19 protein-coding genes are annotated in these 15693 nt (G+C 65.6%); 13 read left to right on the forward strand and 6 right to left on the reverse strand.

The window, feature by feature from the left end; all coding sequences use genetic code 11:
• Positions 1–87 precede the first annotated feature (87 nt).
• The 3 genes from ACOZ4H_RS00840 to ACOZ4H_RS00850 are packed head-to-tail and all read left to right on the forward strand — an operon-like array spanning position 88 to position 708.
• Positions 88–273, forward strand: coding sequence for a hypothetical protein (locus ACOZ4H_RS00840; protein ID WP_424327539.1), 186 nt, complete (start codon positions 88–90; stop codon positions 271–273).
• Entirely contained in the window at positions 273–440 is a 168-nt protein-coding gene (locus tag ACOZ4H_RS00845) for a hypothetical protein (protein WP_424327540.1), read from the forward strand. The genes ACOZ4H_RS00840 and ACOZ4H_RS00845 overlap by 1 nt, the downstream gene beginning before the upstream one ends.
• Positions 441–486: 46 nt before the next feature.
• Complete coding sequence (locus ACOZ4H_RS00850) at positions 487–708, forward strand: DUF7535 family protein (RefSeq protein WP_424327541.1); 222 nt, start codon at positions 487–489, stop codon at positions 706–708.
• Here ACOZ4H_RS00850 and ACOZ4H_RS00855 read toward each other — a convergent pair whose 3' ends face one another.
• On the reverse strand, positions 709–1704 hold the full coding sequence (locus tag ACOZ4H_RS00855) for an ornithine cyclodeaminase family protein (protein ID WP_424327542.1): 996 nt from the start codon (positions 1702–1704) through the stop codon (positions 709–711). It abuts the gene before it with no gap.
• Positions 1705–1780: 76 nt separating this feature from the next.
• On the opposite strand from ACOZ4H_RS00855, the gene ACOZ4H_RS00860 reads away from it, so the two are divergent.
• The gene (locus ACOZ4H_RS00860) at positions 1781–2656 is read left to right on the forward strand and encodes a hypothetical protein (RefSeq protein ID WP_424327543.1); all 876 of its coding nucleotides are present in this window, start codon (positions 1781–1783) and stop codon (positions 2654–2656) included.
• 347 nt (positions 2657–3003) lie between these two features.
• Here the strand turns inward: ACOZ4H_RS00860 and thsB are convergent, their stop codons facing one another.
• Positions 3004–4683 carry a thermosome subunit beta gene (thsB, locus tag ACOZ4H_RS00865; protein WP_424327544.1) on the reverse strand — a complete coding sequence of 560 codons (1680 nt, stop codon included), beginning with the start codon at positions 4681–4683 and terminating at the stop codon, positions 3004–3006.
• 174 nt (positions 4684–4857) lie between these two features.
• Positions 4858–5247: a DUF7383 domain-containing protein gene (locus ACOZ4H_RS00870; protein WP_424327545.1), complete on the reverse strand. Its 390-nt coding sequence runs from the start codon at positions 5245–5247 to the stop codon at positions 4858–4860.
• Between the two features lie 114 nt (positions 5248–5361).
• Between ACOZ4H_RS00870 and mutS the strand changes: the two genes are divergently transcribed.
• A complete protein-coding gene (mutS, locus tag ACOZ4H_RS00875; protein WP_424327546.1) occupies positions 5362–8238 on the forward strand; it encodes a DNA mismatch repair protein MutS in 2877 nt (958 codons plus the stop codon).
• 9 nt (positions 8239–8247) lie between these two features.
• Here the strand turns inward: mutS and ACOZ4H_RS00880 are convergent, their stop codons facing one another.
• Positions 8248–8964, reverse strand: coding sequence for a bacterio-opsin activator domain-containing protein (locus ACOZ4H_RS00880; protein WP_424327547.1), 717 nt, complete (start codon positions 8962–8964; stop codon positions 8248–8250).
• Positions 8965–9085: 121 nt separating this feature from the next.
• Here ACOZ4H_RS00880 and ACOZ4H_RS00885 point away from each other — a divergent pair, with 121 nt between their 5' ends.
• Entirely contained in the window at positions 9086–9337 is a 252-nt protein-coding gene (locus ACOZ4H_RS00885; protein WP_424327548.1) for a HalOD1 output domain-containing protein, read from the forward strand.
• A 76-nt stretch (positions 9338–9413) separates the two neighbouring features.
• On the opposite strand, the gene nucS is transcribed toward ACOZ4H_RS00885, so the two are convergent.
• Together nucS and ACOZ4H_RS00895 are read right to left on the reverse strand one after the other, a co-directional pair.
• A complete protein-coding gene (gene nucS, locus ACOZ4H_RS00890; RefSeq protein WP_424327549.1) occupies positions 9414–10133 on the reverse strand; it encodes an endonuclease NucS in 720 nt (239 codons plus the stop codon).
• A 9-nt stretch (positions 10134–10142) separates the two neighbouring features.
• Entirely contained in the window at positions 10143–10580 is a 438-nt protein-coding gene (locus ACOZ4H_RS00895) for a DUF6735 family protein (protein WP_424327550.1), read from the reverse strand.
• Positions 10581–10766: 186 nt separating this feature from the next.
• Here ACOZ4H_RS00895 and ACOZ4H_RS00900 point away from each other — a divergent pair, with 186 nt between their 5' ends.
• The 7 genes from ACOZ4H_RS00900 to ACOZ4H_RS00930 all read left to right on the forward strand — a co-directional run bounded on the left by ACOZ4H_RS00900 (position 10767) and on the right by ACOZ4H_RS00930 (position 15675).
• A complete protein-coding gene (locus ACOZ4H_RS00900) occupies positions 10767–11054 on the forward strand; it encodes a zinc ribbon domain-containing protein (RefSeq protein WP_424327551.1) in 288 nt (95 codons plus the stop codon).
• Positions 11055–11165: 111 nt separating this feature from the next.
• On the forward strand, positions 11166–12458 hold the full coding sequence (locus ACOZ4H_RS00905; RefSeq protein WP_424327552.1) for a hypothetical protein: 1293 nt from the start codon (positions 11166–11168) through the stop codon (positions 12456–12458).
• 30 nt (positions 12459–12488) lie between these two features.
• The gene (locus ACOZ4H_RS00910; RefSeq protein WP_424327553.1) at positions 12489–13472 is read left to right on the forward strand and encodes a Gfo/Idh/MocA family protein; all 984 of its coding nucleotides are present in this window, start codon (positions 12489–12491) and stop codon (positions 13470–13472) included.
• 118 nt (positions 13473–13590) lie between these two features.
• Positions 13591–14385: an aldo/keto reductase gene (locus ACOZ4H_RS00915; protein WP_424330318.1), complete on the forward strand. Its 795-nt coding sequence runs from the start codon at positions 13591–13593 to the stop codon at positions 14383–14385.
• A 6-nt stretch (positions 14386–14391) separates the two neighbouring features.
• Positions 14392–14577, forward strand: a complete 186-nt coding sequence (locus tag ACOZ4H_RS00920; protein WP_424327554.1) for a hypothetical protein — start codon at positions 14392–14394, stop codon at positions 14575–14577.
• 74 nt (positions 14578–14651) lie between these two features.
• Positions 14652–14789 (forward strand): hypothetical protein, encoded by a 138-nt coding sequence (locus tag ACOZ4H_RS00925; RefSeq protein ID WP_424327555.1) that lies wholly within the window; start codon positions 14652–14654, stop codon positions 14787–14789.
• A gap of 169 nt (positions 14790–14958) precedes the next feature.
• Positions 14959–15675, forward strand: a complete 717-nt coding sequence (locus tag ACOZ4H_RS00930; protein WP_424327556.1) for a type 1 glutamine amidotransferase — start codon at positions 14959–14961, stop codon at positions 15673–15675.
• Positions 15676–15693 lie beyond the last annotated feature (18 nt).

Consider the following 15693-nt stretch of genomic DNA (forward strand, 5'->3'; position numbering starts at 1 on the left):
GCAGACAAATACATCGCCGGTATTCCGACCAGACGCCGGAGACCCACACAAGATTCTTGCCGGAGCCGAGTGGTTTTCCGACCGGATATGGTACACTGCCCTGACTGCCAGACCTCGCTGGAAACGGCCGACGACATCGAGTTCGTCGAAGTGGACGCCACGACCGGCTTCATCAAAGCCTCGAAGCGGTTCTACACCGCCAACTGCGCGGCCTGTGGGGTGACTATCGGCAGCGGCGTCGCCGGCGCGAAGTCGAACGGAGGTGCAGCCTGATGGTGCACTGTCCGGAATGCGACACAGAGATGACCGACCAAGAAGACGTTGAGTTCCTCGACATGGAATCGACGACCGGCTTCTTTACGGCCTCCAAACGGTTCTACCTCGTCGCCTGTGGGAACTGCGGGGCTGCCATCGGCAGCGGCGTCGCCGGCGCGATGTAGCACACCGGGGGCCTAGGCTTATACACGTCTCAGTGCAAGAGAAAGTATGGCGGAATCACCTGACGACGACGCGGGGGACAGCGGACGACTGCCGACGGCGCTCCGGTCGGTCACGCCGGGGTCGCGTAGCCGTCCCAACGAGGGCATGGACGTGATCGGCTGGGGCATGCTCGCCGGCCTGCTCGTCCTGCTGGTCCCGCTCCTGCCGTTCATCATCATCGTCTGGGCCATCTCGAAGGTTACCGACATGCTCACGCCCTCGTCGTGATCAGGTCGTGTCGGTGTCGACGAGCGAGAACGCCGTCCCGTCGCCGTCGGCGCTTGCGTTCTCGTAAACCACGTGTGCGGCCGCGACGTCCTGGATAGCCAGTCCCGTCGAGTCGAAGAGCGTGATGCCGTCGTCGTCGGATCGCCCCGAGAGCGTGCCCGCGACGATGTCGCCGAGTTCCCCGTGGAGGTCGGTGTCGGTCAGGACGCCCTCGCCCCACGGGACGTTGATCTCGCCGGAGTGGGTGCACTGCTCGTAGTTGTCGATGACGAGCTTCGCGTCCAGCAACGTGCGTTCGTCGTGTTCCTGCTTGCCGGCGGCGTCGGCCCCGATGGCGTTGACGTGCGTGCGCTCGCCGAGCCACTCCCGCTTGACGATGGGCGACTCGACGGGCGTAATCGTCGACAGCACGTCACAGCCCGCGGCGTCCTCGATAGTGCCCGCCCGCACGTCGAACCGGTCGGCGAAGGCGTCGACGAACGCTTGCTGTTTCTCCGAGTCCCGGTCGGCGACGACCACCGTCTCGATGTCCCGGACCGACGAGATGGCCTCCAGTTGCGTGTAGGCCTGCGTCCCGGCTCCGACCAGTCCGAGCGAATCCGCGTCGGCGACGGCGAGGTGGTCGGTGGCGACGGCGGCCGCCGCACCGGTCCGCAGGCGCGTCAAGACTGTGCCGTCCATCACGGCCAGCGGGAACGCGGTCTCGGGGTCCGAGTAGATGAGCGTCCCGAGCACGGTCGGCAGGTCGTGGTCGCGAGGGTTGTCCAGATGGACGTTGACCCACTTGACCGCGGCGGCGTCCCACGTCTCCGTGTTGACATAGGCCGGCATCGACCTGAAGTCGCCGTTGTACTGCGGCAGGTCGACGTAGGACTTGGCCGGCATGATGGTGTTCTCCCTGGCATCGGCGGCGAAGGCCGCGGCAACCGCGTCGATGACTGCCGGCATCGCCGCGTGGTCCTCGACCGCATCCGCGCCGAGAAGCAGCGTCTGCATATGAAACAGTGGCATTCGATAGCACTTATACCTCCGCCGTCACAGGGGTTATATCGCCACACGACCAGTCACGGGTATGCGTCGCGGGGCGGCGATTGCCGCGGTCTGTCTCTGTCTCCTGAGCGCCGGGTGTGCCGGCCTGTTCGGGGACGACACGGCCGCCAGGGAGACGGTGACACCAGCCCCAGTCCCGACCGCAGACGCGCCGACGAGCCCCGAACAACCCGCCCCAGGAATCGTCGGCGAGCGTGTCGTCAACGCCACCGCGCTCGGCCGCGCCCACGTGGCCCAGCTCTCGAACACATCCTATCGGGTCCAACACACCAGGACCGTCATGAACGGCAGTGAGCTGCACAAGCGCGTCCGGACCCGTGCCAGCATCACCGCGGGCTACCAGTCGTACACGGCCACCCGAACGGTCGCCGGCCAGGGCGTGACAGCGCGCGAGGTTGACAGCACCTGGCGGGACGGCCGTGCGCTCAGGCGGACGACCGTCAACGGGTCGACGTCGGCGGAAGTGGCCGCGGACAGCCGTGGTATCGGTGGCCCGCCACGCTCCCCTCGGGCCGCGCTGTTCTTCGAACCCACGTTCAACGGGCGTCTCATAGCGCTGTTTTCGGTCACCAACATCACGTCCATCCGGCCCGGCGATGAAGTCATCAAGCAACTGTACGGGGTCTCGCTGTATCGCATCAAGGGAACCGGAGCGACCGACGACAGTGCAATCGCCACCCGCCCCGTCGACCGTGTGACCAACGTCTCCCTCTCGGCGACCGTGACGCCCAACGGCGTCGTCCGGAGCTACGCCCTCCAGTACACGGTCGTCAACGGGACTGATACCCACCGAGTGACCGAGATTCTCCGCTACAGCGATCTGGGGACGACGGACGTGGTGTTCAAAGACCAACGGCGAACCGAGCGCCATCGGAACCGAACAGCACGCCCTGACTGAAGCGAGCGGCGACTAGAGATCGTAGAAGCAGCCCTAAAACGGAGAGAGGCCCCCACCCGCTGTCACCAGTCCGTCCCACCAAACGGACCGGGACAGTCGATACTTCGCAGAGACGCACCTAACTGTTTCTCCGGTTTCACGGTTCGATATCGTCGGTGTCACGGCGTGTCGGCGGTCGCGGGAAACTAAACGGAACCGGCGAAATATCGTCTGCAAGTCGTTGACGCGCCGGAGCACGTCTGACGGGGCTGCTTCGGGGTTCGTTCGGAGGCCACCCTCCGGTCGACCTCCCTGTTCGCGTGTCGCTGCGCTCCCGCTCGCGATTCGAGGTTTCTTCGAAACCTCGCTTACATCATGCCGCCCATACCGCCGCCCATGCCGCCCATGCCGCCAGGGGCGCCACCGGGGCCGCCGGGGCCGCCTTCGTCGCCGCCGGAGGTCGAGAGCTCGCCGGCAGCGATGATGTCGTCGATCTTGAGGACCAGGTTCGCGGCCTCTGCAGCCGAGGAGATCGCCTGTCGCTTGGCGTGTGCCGGCTCGACGACGCCGGTATCGAGCGTGTTCTCGACGTCACCGGAGAAGACGTTCAGGCCGGCGCTGACGTCGCCGTCTTCGTGGGCGGCGCGCAGGTCGACCAGCGTGTCGATGCTGTCGAGACCAGCGTTCTCGGCGAGCGTGCGCGGGATGATCTCCAGCGCGTCGGCGAAGGACTCGATAGCGAGCTGTTCGCGGCCTTCGACGCTGTCGGCGTAGTCACGGAGCCGGCGAGCGACTTCGACTTCGGGTGCGCCGCCGCCACCGAGGACGCTGCCGTTGGCGACCGTCGACGCGACGACATCGAGAGCGTCCTGAACGCCGCGTTCGAGTTCGTCGACGACGTGGTCGGTCGAGCCACGGAGCAGGAGGGTAACGCCGTGGGCCTCGTCACCGCTGCCCTCGACGTAGAACAGCCCTTCGGCCTCGTCGCGGGAGATGGAGCCACGGCCGAGGTCGTCCGCAGTCGCGGAGTCGAGGTCGGAGACGATACGGGCGCCCAGAACCTCTTTGAGGAACTCGATGTCGGACTTCTTGGCGCGGCGGACGGCCAGAATACCCTTCTCGGCGAGGTAGTGCTGGGCCATGTCGTCGATGCCTTTCTGGCAGAAGACGACGTCGGCACCGGTGTCCGCGATCTGGTCGACCATCTGCTTGAGCTGCTGTTCTTCCTTGTCGAGGAAGTTCTGGAGTTGGCTCGGGTCGTCGACGGAAAGCTGGGCGTCGACTTCGGTCTCGTCGAGTTCGATGGCGGTGTCGACGAGCATGATGTCGGCGTCGTCTGCCTCGGTCGGCATCTCCTCGTGGACCGGATCCTTGTCGATGACCGCGCCTTCGAGGAGCTCGGAGTTGCCGGCGGAGCTGCCGGTCTGGGTCTCGAGGTTGAGGTATTCGAGGTCAGCGATGACGGAGCCGTCCTCGGCCTCGACGGTGACGGCGTTGACCGCATCGACGATGAGCTGGGCGAGCAGTTCCTTGTTGAGCTCCGCGCCCTTGCCCGTCATCGAGGTCTCGGCAACCTTCTTCAGGAGTTCCTCGTCATCGGGGTCGACTTCGGTGGCGATGTCGTCGAGTTCGTCCTTGGCCTGCGCCGCGGCCATGTTGAACCCCTTGATGATCGCCGTCGGGTGGATATCCTGTTCGAGGAGGTCCTCGGCGTTCTTGAGGAGTTCGCCTGCGATGGCGACGGCGGAGGTTGTGCCGTCACCGGCCTCGTCTTCCTGTGTCTCGGCAACCTCGACGATCATCGAGGCTGTCGGGTTGTCGATGTCCATCTCCGTGAGAATGGTGACGCCGTCGTTCGTGACGGTGACGTCACCCATCGAGGAGACGAGCATCTTGTCCATCCCCTTCGGGCCGAGCGTCGACCGTACTGACTCGGCGACCGCGCGAGCGGCCGAGATGTTGTGTTCCTGTGCAGACTTGTCCTTCATCCGCTGGGAGTCCTCTCCCAGGATGATCATCGGCTGGCCCTGCATCTGGCGTTGGCTCATAATCAAGCGAAGATTGCATGTGGTTCTATATAAAAGTAGGGGTTATAGGGCGCTCGTCGGTCACCTGCTGAGGCAGCCAGAACAGGAGAAACCACCAGACAGAGGGAGTACTGTCCGTCAACAGTGGTAGCTGTTGGCACGCCCCATCAGAACGGCGGCGGCCTGTTTATATATTCACTCGACGGGTTCAGTCCAGTGTACCGTGACCGACCCGACGACGAAGGCGTCCTTCGTGTCGGGGTTTCGGCGGAACCGAATCGTGTTCTCGCCGAGATGCAGTCGCTCGGGCGCAATCGTATCCATCCAGAGCTGCCACCCCTCACCGGGTGCGATATCGAACCCCGACAGCGGCTCGCCGTTGACTACGATTTCGTGGTCGAAATCCTCGACGTCGAACACCTGCATCTGGACGTACGGGTCCGCCGGCGACGAGGTCGGGAGGTCGAAGGAAACCGGGTCGGTCGAATCGCCGGTGTATTCGGCCCACGGGACATCGAGCGAGTCCGCCGACGGGCCGAGATGCTGCTGGAACTGACAGAGTGCGTAGTTGGCGCGACGTGACATACGAGCTACCTCTCCCGGACGGTATAAAAATCAGTGGCCGGCCATGCGCTGCCGAGCGGTCACGCCACAGACAAGAGCGGAGCGCCTATGAGTGGTCGGCTGTTGCCCACCGGTATGGACGCTGCGCTTGGCCCGCCCGAGAAGATGGCCGAGCTCGAGGAGGACCTGACGCCGATGATGGCACAGTACTACGAGCTGTGCCGGCAGTACGACGACGCCCTGGTCCTCTTTCAGGTCGGGGACTTCTACGAGGCCTTCTGCGAGGCCGCACAGCGGGTCGCCCGGCTGTGTGAGATTACGCTGACCCAGCGGGAGGACTCGACCGGCGAGTACCCGATGGCCGGCATCCCCATCGACAACGCCGAGTCGTACGTCGAAACGCTGCTAGACGCGGGCTACCGGGTCGCTATCGCCGACCAGGTCGAGGACCCCGACGAGGTCAGCGGCGTGGTCGAACGAGCGGTGACGCGAATCGTCACGCCGGGGACGCTCACGGAGAGCGAACTGCTGGGCGGGGCGGACAACAACTACGTCGCGGCCCTGACTGCCGGCGAGCGGTACGGGCTGGCGCTGCTCGACGTCTCGACCGGCGACTGCTACGCCACGAGCGTCGGTTCGGAGAGCGCTGTTGCGGACGAACTCAGCCGGTTCGGCCCCGCCGAGGCCATCGTCGGTCCCGACGTCGACGTGGACCGGGACGCCGTTTTCGGTCCGGCCTGTCTGGTCACGCGCTACGACGCGGACGCCTTTGCCCGGGAGCGCGCCGAGGACCGCGTGGGGCAGTACTTCGGCCCGCCGGAGCGCCTCCTCGCCGGCGACGCGGAAATCCGGGCCTGCGGCGGCCTGCTGGCCTACGCAGAGTACACTCGGGGCAGCAGCGGGGCAGTCGGCCCCGACGGCGAACCGGTCGACCCGGACGTGGACCCAGCCGGCACGCTCGACTACCTCAATCACCTCACGCGGTACGATCCGCGGGAGTACATGCTGCTGGACGCCGTCGCCGTCGAGAGCCTCGAACTGTTCGAACGGCGCTCGGTCCGGGGCCACGAGAACCGTACGCTCGTCGATACGGTCGACGAGACGGCGTGTGCCCTGGGGCGGCGGAAACTGACCGACTGGCTCCGCCGGCCGCTGCTCGATGCGGACCGCATCGAGGCCCGCCACGGCGCGGTCGCGGAACTCCAGCGCGACCCCGCGACCAGAGAGGCGCTTTCTGGCCTGCTCGCGGAGGTGTACGACCTCGAACGGCTCATCTCGCGCGTCTCGCGCGGTCGGGCGAACGCCCGTGACCTCCGGTCGCTGGCCGCCACGCTGTCAGTCGTACCGGACATCCGGGACCAGCTCGCGGACGCCGACGCTCGGCTGCTCGCGGACCTGCACGCCACGCTGGACCCGCTGGCCGAGACTCGCGAGGAAATCGAGGCGGCGATCCGCCCGGACCCGCCACAGCAGGTGACCGAAGGCGGCGTCATCCGCGAGGGCTACGACGATGAACTGGACCGACTGCGCTCGACCGAACAGTCGGGCAAGCAGTGGATCGACGACCTCGAAGCGAGCGAGCGCGAGCGCACCGGCATCGACTCGCTGAAGGTCGGGCACAACTCGGTGCACGGCTACTACATCGAGGTGACGAACGCCAATCTCGATTCCGTCCCCGAGGACTACCAGCGCCGCCAGACGCTGAAAAACAGCGAGCGCTACTACACGCCGGAACTCAAGGAGCGCGAGGACGAGATTCTGCGGGCTGAAAGTGCGGCGGATGACATAGAGTACGACCTGTTCTGTGCGGTCCGGGACGAGGTGGCCGACGAGGCCGAGCGCGTGCAGGCCCTGGCCGACCGCCTCGCCCGCCTGGACGTGCTGGTCTCCTTCGCCGAGGTCGCGGCGCAGTACGACTACTGCCGGCCGACCGTCGGCGGCGACGGCATCGACATCACTGCCGGCCGCCACCCTGTCGTCGAGCGTGCCGAGGACGCCTTCGTCCCTAACGACACGCATCTGGGGAGCGGACCGCTTCGGGAAAGCGACGACCAGCGAGCGAGCGAGGGTGACACGGCAATCGACGGGCAGCGTGAGGGCGAGGACGCCCCCGCGCAAGACCCGTTCCTCGCTGTCGTCACGGGGCCGAACATGAGCGGGAAGTCGACGTACATGCGCCAGGTCGCGCTCATCTGCTTGCTCGCACAGGCGGGGGGATTCGTCCCTGCGAAGGCCGCCGACCTCCCGATACTCGACCGGGTGTTCACCCGCGTCGGGGCCAGCGACGACATCGCCGGCGGCCGCTCGACGTTCATGATCGAGATGACCGAACTGGCGACGATTCTCGACGCGGCGACCGCCGACTCGCTGGTCCTGCTGGACGAGGTCGGTCGCGGCACGTCGACGGCCGACGGGCTGGCTATCGCCCGCGCCGTCACCGAGCATCTCCACGACGAGGTGGGCGCGTACACGCTGTTCGCGACCCACCACCACGACCTGACGGCCGTCGCCGCGGCGCTGCCCGGCGCGACCAACCGCCACTTCGAGACCAGCCGCGAGGACGGCGACGTTCGCTTCGACCACGAGCTCGCGCCCGGTCCCGCAGCGGCCTCCTACGGCGTCGAGGTGGCGAGCATGGCCGGCGTGCCCGAGTCCGTCGTCGCGCGGTCGCGGGACCTCCTGGCGGATGCCGAGACGGCCGACACCGACGTTGAAGAAGCGGGAAAGTCGGAAGCCGCCGGCGAATCCGAGACCGAGGCGACGACTGACTCCGATGCGGATTCCACCGTGACGGAGACGACTGTGCCGACAGAGAACGGAACAGCGGCGGCTTCGGACGGTGAGGCTACGTCGGACGGCCACACACAGGAGACGCTTCGGACGAACGGGGCCGCCGTCGAGGGAGAGTTGCCGGAGTCAGTGGCACAACAGTTAGCCTCGCTCGATGTAGCGACGATGACGCCGATAGAGGCGATGAACGCGCTCGCGGACTTGCAGGACCGACTCGAATAACGGCGGCGGTCAGCTATCGCCGTCAGCGGCCAGTTCGTCGTGTGGGCAGGCGAACATGGTCGCGACGAGTTTCTGTTCGGCTGCCCGCAAGTGCTTGTGGAGCGTCGGCTCCGAGATGTCGAGAAGTTCAGCCAGATCCGCGGCCGTCGCCCCCCGGGGCCAGTTGTAGTACCCCGCTTCGTGGGCCGTCGTGAGGACCTCCCGCTGGCGGTCGGTCAGCGAATCGGTATGGGACGCGTAGTTCTGGAACCCGAACAGCGGCACGATGGACTCACGCTGTTTCTTCGCCGCGAGTTCGGCTTCCGAATGGGCCGTCAGGAACGAATCGATAACCGCAGCCGTCTCGGTTTGACTCGGAACATCAGCCACGATAGTCCCCTGCCCATCGACGCTCCGGGCGGTCTGTGGCACCGCTCCAGCATCCGCAAGCGAGACGATTGGACAGTTGTTCTGCACGTCTATCTCGACGAGCCCGCCGTCGCTGGTTCGGTCGAGTACCCGCGCCTCACCGCCGTTGTCGTCCTCGGCGCGCTCAACAAGACGGTTGGGACGAGCACCCTCCACCGAGAAGAACTCCGCATACGTGTCGTCCGACTGTGGAAGACACTTTTCAAGAACGACTGAGCACGATTCGGACGCAGACACCGATACGAAAGGATACGATCCATCAGAGAGATCAAACTCTACACGAGTAACTGCCCGGCCGTTACCAGGCTGTTGGGACATATATAATAGTAGTCGACACTCCGTGAAGAGTGTTGGCATGCAGCGTGTTTTATCGTTCACTATCCTAGCCACATTGAACTTTACGCCTACACGATAAATCCAGCATGAGGAACAGAGAACTGTGTCTGGAACATCACCATCCGTTGTAGAAGCCCACGGCACCGACCAGTCCATCGTCACCGCAGTCGTTCGCGCCGTAGCGGTCGCGGAGGAACGATCGACCAGAACTCTGCCGCCGCTGGCCGACAGTATCAATCCGGATGCACTGACGGCGTGCATCGCCGATTCGAACACTGATGGCCACGTCGCGTTCGACTACAGCGGCCACCGCGTGGTCGTCGACACCGATGGAACAGTCACCGTAGACGGGTAGCTGCATCACCTGGCTGTGCGACGGTCAGAACAGGCGCAACACGGACACGTTCGGTGTAAAAGTGGCAATATGACGGTTACGGTGGCTCCAGCGAGACGAACTCCAGTCCTTTCTCTGCGAGCAACTGACGTGCTCGATCCGTTACCGACGGAGCGACGAGGATACCCCGGACCTCGGTGTCGGCGTGCAGGTCGCGTTCCAGGGCATCGACGTACCGCCCCAGTTGGCCGACAGCATCTGGACCCACGCGCCGGCGCTTGAGTTCGAGTATCGTCGTCCGGCCGTCGGCGTCCTCGCCGTAGATGTCGACCGCGCCGGCGGGGGTCTCGCGTTCGGTCGCAAGCGGCGTAAAGCCCGACTCGACCAGCGCCGGTTCGTCGAGGATGCGGTCTTTCAGATCGGCCTCCGTGCCGGTGAGCGCGAGATCTTTAGCGTCAGTCACGTCGAAGGCGGCGGCGTGGGCGACTGTCTCGAAGACGACCTCCAGCGATTCCTCGGGGGTCGACCGCGTGGAGCGGACGATCAGCGAGCCGTCGTCGACGCTGATGCTGTGCTCACACCCCGGCGGCTGCCAGTTCACCGGCTGTTGGCCCTCGTCGGTGTGGACCAGCGCGGCCCCGTCGGGCTTGAGCATGACGTGGCGGTCGCCGAGCCCCAGCGAACTGGCCGCTCGGCCTTCGTACTCGACCGTACAGGTACCCACGAGCGTCACCAGCGCGCCGCGGTCGGCGTTACGCGACGCGAGGTCCAGCGCATCGACGGGGTCAGGGTAAGTCAGCGTCTCGACGGCGGTCACGGATGGCGGTTAGCGGTCCCCGCGTAAAAATGACGCGTCGTCGCAGCAGTGGACGGACGAAGCGCGGTTTCGGAGGGACGCGAGCAGGACGCGTCGGACGATTGCCGGGTCGCAGCCTTCGCTGTCGAGGGCGCGACAGGCCTCGTCCTTGCGGTCGACCCACCACGTCCGGAGCGCATCCGGGTCGTCAGTGCGGGCCAGGACGATATCGTCGAGATCCGACAGCGTCGGGTCGAGCCAGCAGACGGCGTAGGTCCGGACCGGCCCGTTGAGCACGACCAACTGGTCGTAGGTAGCATCGATGGCAGCGAGGACGGCCGACGCCGTCCAGTCGTTCCCCAGCGGCCGGGACTGCGTGATGGGATCAGCGTCAACGCCCCAGTGTGCGATGCGGCAGTCGTAGCGGCCGTCGGGGCGGGCGACAGCCACGAGCGTTCGGCGGCCCATCAGGCACCACCGGGCGTGTCATTGAGCATGAGCGCCCCTGGCTGCGTGGTCCTATTTGAACGCTGGCCTACACGACACCTGTCAGATCCCCGCACAGGCGCCGGATAGGGCACCAAACCCCACGAAATCGTGGGCCATTGGTAACTCGGCACAACCCTCAAGTAGCACGTTACCGTACACTAACATATGATGGTGAGCGAGTGGCTCTACGGCGCAATCGCGCTTCTCGTGGGGCTCCACGTCCTGACCATGCTGTATGCGTACCGGCACCGGGGTGACCCCGCCGGTGCGACCGGGCAGGGCGATGCCGAAGGGCGCCGTGGCAACGCCACCGACGACAGCACTGAATCCATCGACTGTCCCCACTGCGGGGCGAGGAACAAGCAGGACTACCAGTTCTGCCGGCAGTGCGTCGCCGACCTGACGAGCGGTAGCCCGCAGCGCCAGCCGACGGACCGAAGCCAGCCGTACTGACAGCGTTCGCAAGCCCCGGGTCGAATCGAGCAGCCCCAGCGCTGTTGTCGGCCAAAGGATTTATTTCTCCGAAGAGAAATTTGAATATACTGTCACGAACGGGGGTGGACTGTGGAGACCGTTATCGACGTACGTTCCTCGGGCCGACCGGAGATATTCGACCGAGCGAACGCCGATGGGCTGTTCGGACGCACACGCCGGCTCGAGCGGCCGCTGGGGCAGTACCTACGGGCGGCAGAGACGCCACGGTATCTCGCGCACAACGACCGGTCCGGCGTCGTCGCTGCCCGGGGTGACAACGAGTCGCTCACGCCGGCTGGGGACTACCGCGCGTTTCTGCTCGCCACGACCGTTCGAGTCCTGTTCGTCGTCGGCGACGACGACGGTGACCGGACCATCTCGCTCCCCTACGAAGACATCGTGGCCGTACACTGCACGTCGGGGTTTCGAACGTCGACGCTCGAAATCGTCACCGTCGACGAAGACCGCTGGGCGTTCGAGTGTAAAGGCGACCTGACGCCGGTTCGGGCGTTCGTCGACGAGGCCACACAGATCTGGACGCGGACACTGACCGAGCTTGACCGGGCTGAATCCCAGGTCGAGGCCGCAGCGGAGGCCCTGGAGGCGACAGACCTCGATACAGCAGCCACGCATATCACGGCCGCACAGGAAGCGCTCGACAGCGGACGGGATTCTGTCAAAGCGCTGGGCGAGGGGGCGACAGCGGCCATCGATGATCGCCTCCAGTCAGCGCAGACACGGATCGACACCGCCCAGCGGCGACGCCACGTCAAAGCGGCCGAGAAGCACCGCGACGCGGCCCGGTACGCATGGGAGAGCCGGGCGTACGAACGGGCCGCGGACGCGTACGGGCGGGCCAACGTCGAGTACGAACGAGCGCTGGCGGTGACGGCACCGGAGCCGTCGACAGAAGCAATCACGGACGCCCGGAACGCAGTCGAAGCGGAGTACACCGAACTCCTGTCGGCCCCAGTCGACGCGGCGCAGGTGGCTGCGAGTGCGGCCAGAGCCACGGCAGACCCGGCAGAGCGAGCGAGGCATTGGGAAGACGCTCTCGACCGATACCGAACGGCGTACGAACTGGACTGGGGTCGTGACCGCCGGTTCGACGGCGACCGGGCGTCGCTCCGGCAAGCGCTCGCGGACATCGCCGTCGAACTGGTCGACGCGCACCGCGAGGCGGGGCGGGAGCGACGCGAAGCCAGCGACGAGTCGGAACGAGGGGCTCCCGCGACCGCATGCGAAGACGCGGAGACCCACTTCGAGCGCGCTCGCGAAGTGGCAACCGAACTCGTGCCCGACAGACGCGACCCGTCAGCGGGTGAACTGGCCGCCGCATCCGAACAGGGAGCCAGTATCGAGCCAGCGCCGAACGGTCGGTAATTGTTTATTGGAGGGGAGTCGGGTAAGGGTATGCGCTTTGGTGTCATCTCAACAGCGAAAATCGCGCGCGAAGACGTGATTCCGGGCATCCAGAAGTCGGATCACACGGTCACGGCAATCAGCTCCCGGTCCCGGGACCGTGCCAGCGAGGTGGCCGATGCCCTCGATATTGACAGCGCGTTCGGCGACTACGAGACGATGTTCGCCGAGGCGGACATCGATGCGGTCTACAACCCGCTCCCGAACGCGCTCCACGCCGAGTGGAGCCAGCGAGCGGCCGACCACGACCTCGACGTGCTCTGTGAGAAGCCGCTGGCGGTCGACGCCGCCGAGGCGGCGGATCTCTACGACTACTGCGCCGACCAGGGCGTCGCGCTGATGGAAGCGTTCATGTACCAGTTCCATCCGCGGACTCGGCGCGCCAGGGAAATCGTCGAAAACGAACTGGGCGAGATTCACACCGTCCAGGCGTCGTTCAAGTTCCCGCTCGCTGACCCCGACGACATTCGGCTGGACCCGGAACTGGCCGGCGGGAGCCTGATGGACGTGGGCTGTTACGCCGTCAGCGCGGCCCGGGGTTTCCTCGGCGAGCCGGACCGCGCGTTCGCTCACATCCGGGACTCCCGGGACAGCGGCGTGGATACGAACCTCAGCGGCGTCCTCTCGTACGACGACGGGCGCGTCGCCTCGGTTTCCTGTGGGTTCGACGGGCCGGACCGGGACTACTACCGGGTCGAGACCGACGACGGCTGGCTCGAAGCGCCGAACTGCTTCGGCCCGGAACACGACCAGTCCGTCTCGCTGACCTACAGCGTCGACGGCCGCGAAGTCACCGAGACGTTCGACCCGGTGGACCACTACCAGTTGCAGATCGAGGCGTTCGCTGACGCCGTTGAGAGCGGAAAAACGCCGCCCATCGACCGCACCGAGACGCTGGGGAACATGCGCGCGATGGATGCGCTGGCCCGGAGCGCAGACACCGGAGAGCCGGTCGGCATCGCCAGTCGCGAGTGAGACCCAAACCGGGCGTGTGCCGTGATACGACGAGCGCGAAACGGTTTTGACTGCGGCGAGTGAGGCACGTACTGTGACACCCCCAACAGTGACGTTACCGAGTGGCGACGAACTACCGATGGTCGGCGTCGGGACGTGGGACATCGACGGCGACACGGTTCAGGAGTCCGTTCGAGCCGGGCTCGACGCGGGCTACGCCCACGTCGACACCGCCGAGGGTTACAAGAGCGAAGCGGAGATCGGCGAGGCCCTGGCCGATTACGACCGTGAGGACGTGTTCCTCACGTCGAAGGTGCTGCCGAAGCACCTCGACTACGAGTCCGTCATCGAAGCCTGCGAGGGGTCCCTCGACCGCCTCGGAACCGACTATCTCGACCTGTATCTCGTCCACTGGCCCAACCCCGCGACCTCCATCCGCGAGACGATGGACGCGATGGCGACGCTCCACGACCAGGGGAAGGTCCGCAACGTCGGCGTCTCGAACTTCAGCGCGTACCAGCTCGGGGCCGCCCAGCACGTCGCCGACGTGCCCATCGCCGTCAATCAGATCGAGTACCACCCCTGGAACACCCAGGACCGGATCGTCGAGTTCTGCCGCGACACCGACACCGTCGTCGAGGCGGCCGCGCCGCTGGGTCGGACCGAGGTGTTCGCCGACGACGTCATTCAGGACCTGGCCGAGAAATACGACAAGTCGCCGGCCCAGGTCATCCTGAAGTGGGCGGTCGAGAACGACGTGGTGGTTCTACCGAAGTCTTCCTCGCCCGAACACGTCCGGCAGAACCTCGAACTGTTCGACTGGGAACTCGACGCCGCCGACCGCGAGCGCATCGACGCCATCGACCGCGAGCAGGCGGTCTACGACACCGGCGTCAACGACTGGGACGATCACACCTACGGCATCTCGCAGTAGCCTCCGATGGTCACACCGCCCGCACTGGACCGCTGGGACGCCACGGCCGCGGCGAGCATTGCCGCTTTGCTTGTCGTAGCGTACGTCCTGGTGCCGGACCCGACGGTCCAGTACGGGACGTGGCTGGTCATCTTCTGCATCTGGATGGCCTGGTTCGTCTTCTTCGGGGCCAAATGGTTATACGGCCCCTAGAAGGGCGCGTTGAAGCTTTTACTCGATTCCGTGTCAGCGGAGATTTATTTACTCCCACTCTCTATACACACTCGATGCCTCGTATCGAAGTCTCGGAAAACCTGTACCGCCAGATCGAGAGCGAAACCGGCAACGACGACCTCAACGACACGCTGTGGAAAATGGTCGGCTCCTATCGGCGGACGAACAACCCGGAAGCGGACCGGACGTAACGCGCATATCGTAGTCGACGGCCCGCAGCGAGACAGTTCTGAAGATCCGATAGTTCTCGGCGACCGCTGAACCCCCAGTCGCACTGACGCCGGCGTCCCCGTCACTGCGAGCGGCAATCACTGCCGTCGGTACGCATGTTTTTACGATTTGAGCCGTTGCGTACTGGTAATGAGGCCACGAATCGCCCTGCTGAACGCGGCCCACGACGGCGATGACAACCGCCGGAACTTCCGGCGGGAACTCGACGCCGACCTCGTGGAATACGACGTGACCGAGCGCGAACTGCCCGACTCCTTCGCGTTCGATGGCTGTCTGGTCACTGGCAGTCGCGCGTCCGTCTACTGGGACGAGCCCTGGATCCGGGACCTCGAATCCTGGGCCAGGGACGCAATTGACCGCGACATCGCGTTCCTGGGCGTCTGTTTCGGCCACCAACTGCTCGCGCACGCACTCGGCGGGACTGTCGAGCCGATGGGCGAGTACGAGATCGGCTATCGGACGGTCGAACACGACGGCGAGAACGAACTGCTCGCCGGCGTCGATGAGTCTTTCACCGTCTTCACGACGCATTCGGACCGCGTCGCCGAAGTGCCGCCGGGCGCGACCACGTTCGCCGAGAACGACTACGGCGTCCACGGGTTCCGGAAGGGGAACGTCTTCTCGGTGCAGTTCCACCCCGAGTACGACCCCGAGACAGCCGAGACCGTGACGAAGGGCAAGGACGACCAGCTCTCCGACGAGCGCATCGAGGCGGTGCTGGACGGCGTCACCGAGGAGAACTACCGCGCCGCCTGCGAGGCCAAGCGACTGTTCGACAACTTCACCGAGTTCGCCGCGCGTCAGACTGGTGACGCGACCGGCACCGCCGCTGCTTCCGATGACTAAGCCGTCGAAGTACCTTCT

The sequence above is a fragment of the Haloarcula amylolytica genome (assembly GCF_049705545.1).
In the GTDB taxonomy this organism is placed as follows: domain Archaea; phylum Halobacteriota; class Halobacteria; order Halobacteriales; family Haloarculaceae; genus Haloarcula; species Haloarcula amylolytica_B.

Coding starts and splice junctions, on each gene's coding strand:
- ACOZ4H_RS00860 (WP_424327543.1), top strand. CDS start 1,781: ATGCGTCGCGGGGCGGCGATTGCCGCGGTCTGTCTCTGTCTCCTGAGC.
- ACOZ4H_RS00915 (WP_424330318.1), top strand. CDS start 13,591: ATGGTCGGCGTCGGGACGTGGGACATCGACGGCGACACGGTTCAGGAG.
- ACOZ4H_RS00840 (WP_424327539.1), top strand. CDS start 88: ATGGTACACTGCCCTGACTGCCAGACCTCGCTGGAAACGGCCGACGAC.
- ACOZ4H_RS00855 (WP_424327542.1), bottom strand. CDS start 1,704: ATGCAGACGCTGCTTCTCGGCGCGGATGCGGTCGAGGACCACGCGGCG.
- ACOZ4H_RS00870 (WP_424327545.1), bottom strand. CDS start 5,247: ATGTCACGTCGCGCCAACTACGCACTCTGTCAGTTCCAGCAGCATCTC.
- ACOZ4H_RS00845 (WP_424327540.1), top strand. CDS start 273: ATGGTGCACTGTCCGGAATGCGACACAGAGATGACCGACCAAGAAGAC.
- mutS (WP_424327546.1), top strand. CDS start 5,362: ATGGACGCTGCGCTTGGCCCGCCCGAGAAGATGGCCGAGCTCGAGGAG.
- ACOZ4H_RS00910 (WP_424327553.1), top strand. CDS start 12,489: ATGCGCTTTGGTGTCATCTCAACAGCGAAAATCGCGCGCGAAGACGTG.
- ACOZ4H_RS00850 (WP_424327541.1), top strand. CDS start 487: ATGGCGGAATCACCTGACGACGACGCGGGGGACAGCGGACGACTGCCG.
- ACOZ4H_RS00895 (WP_424327550.1), bottom strand. CDS start 10,580: ATGGGCCGCCGAACGCTCGTGGCTGTCGCCCGCCCCGACGGCCGCTAC.
- ACOZ4H_RS00925 (WP_424327555.1), top strand. CDS start 14,652: ATGCCTCGTATCGAAGTCTCGGAAAACCTGTACCGCCAGATCGAGAGC.
- ACOZ4H_RS00880 (WP_424327547.1), bottom strand. CDS start 8,964: ATGTCCCAACAGCCTGGTAACGGCCGGGCAGTTACTCGTGTAGAGTTT.
- ACOZ4H_RS00900 (WP_424327551.1), top strand. CDS start 10,767: ATGATGGTGAGCGAGTGGCTCTACGGCGCAATCGCGCTTCTCGTGGGG.
- ACOZ4H_RS00920 (WP_424327554.1), top strand. CDS start 14,392: ATGGTCACACCGCCCGCACTGGACCGCTGGGACGCCACGGCCGCGGCG.
- ACOZ4H_RS00930 (WP_424327556.1), top strand. CDS start 14,959: ATGAGGCCACGAATCGCCCTGCTGAACGCGGCCCACGACGGCGATGAC.
- thsB (WP_424327544.1), bottom strand. CDS start 4,683: ATGAGCCAACGCCAGATGCAGGGCCAGCCGATGATCATCCTGGGAGAG.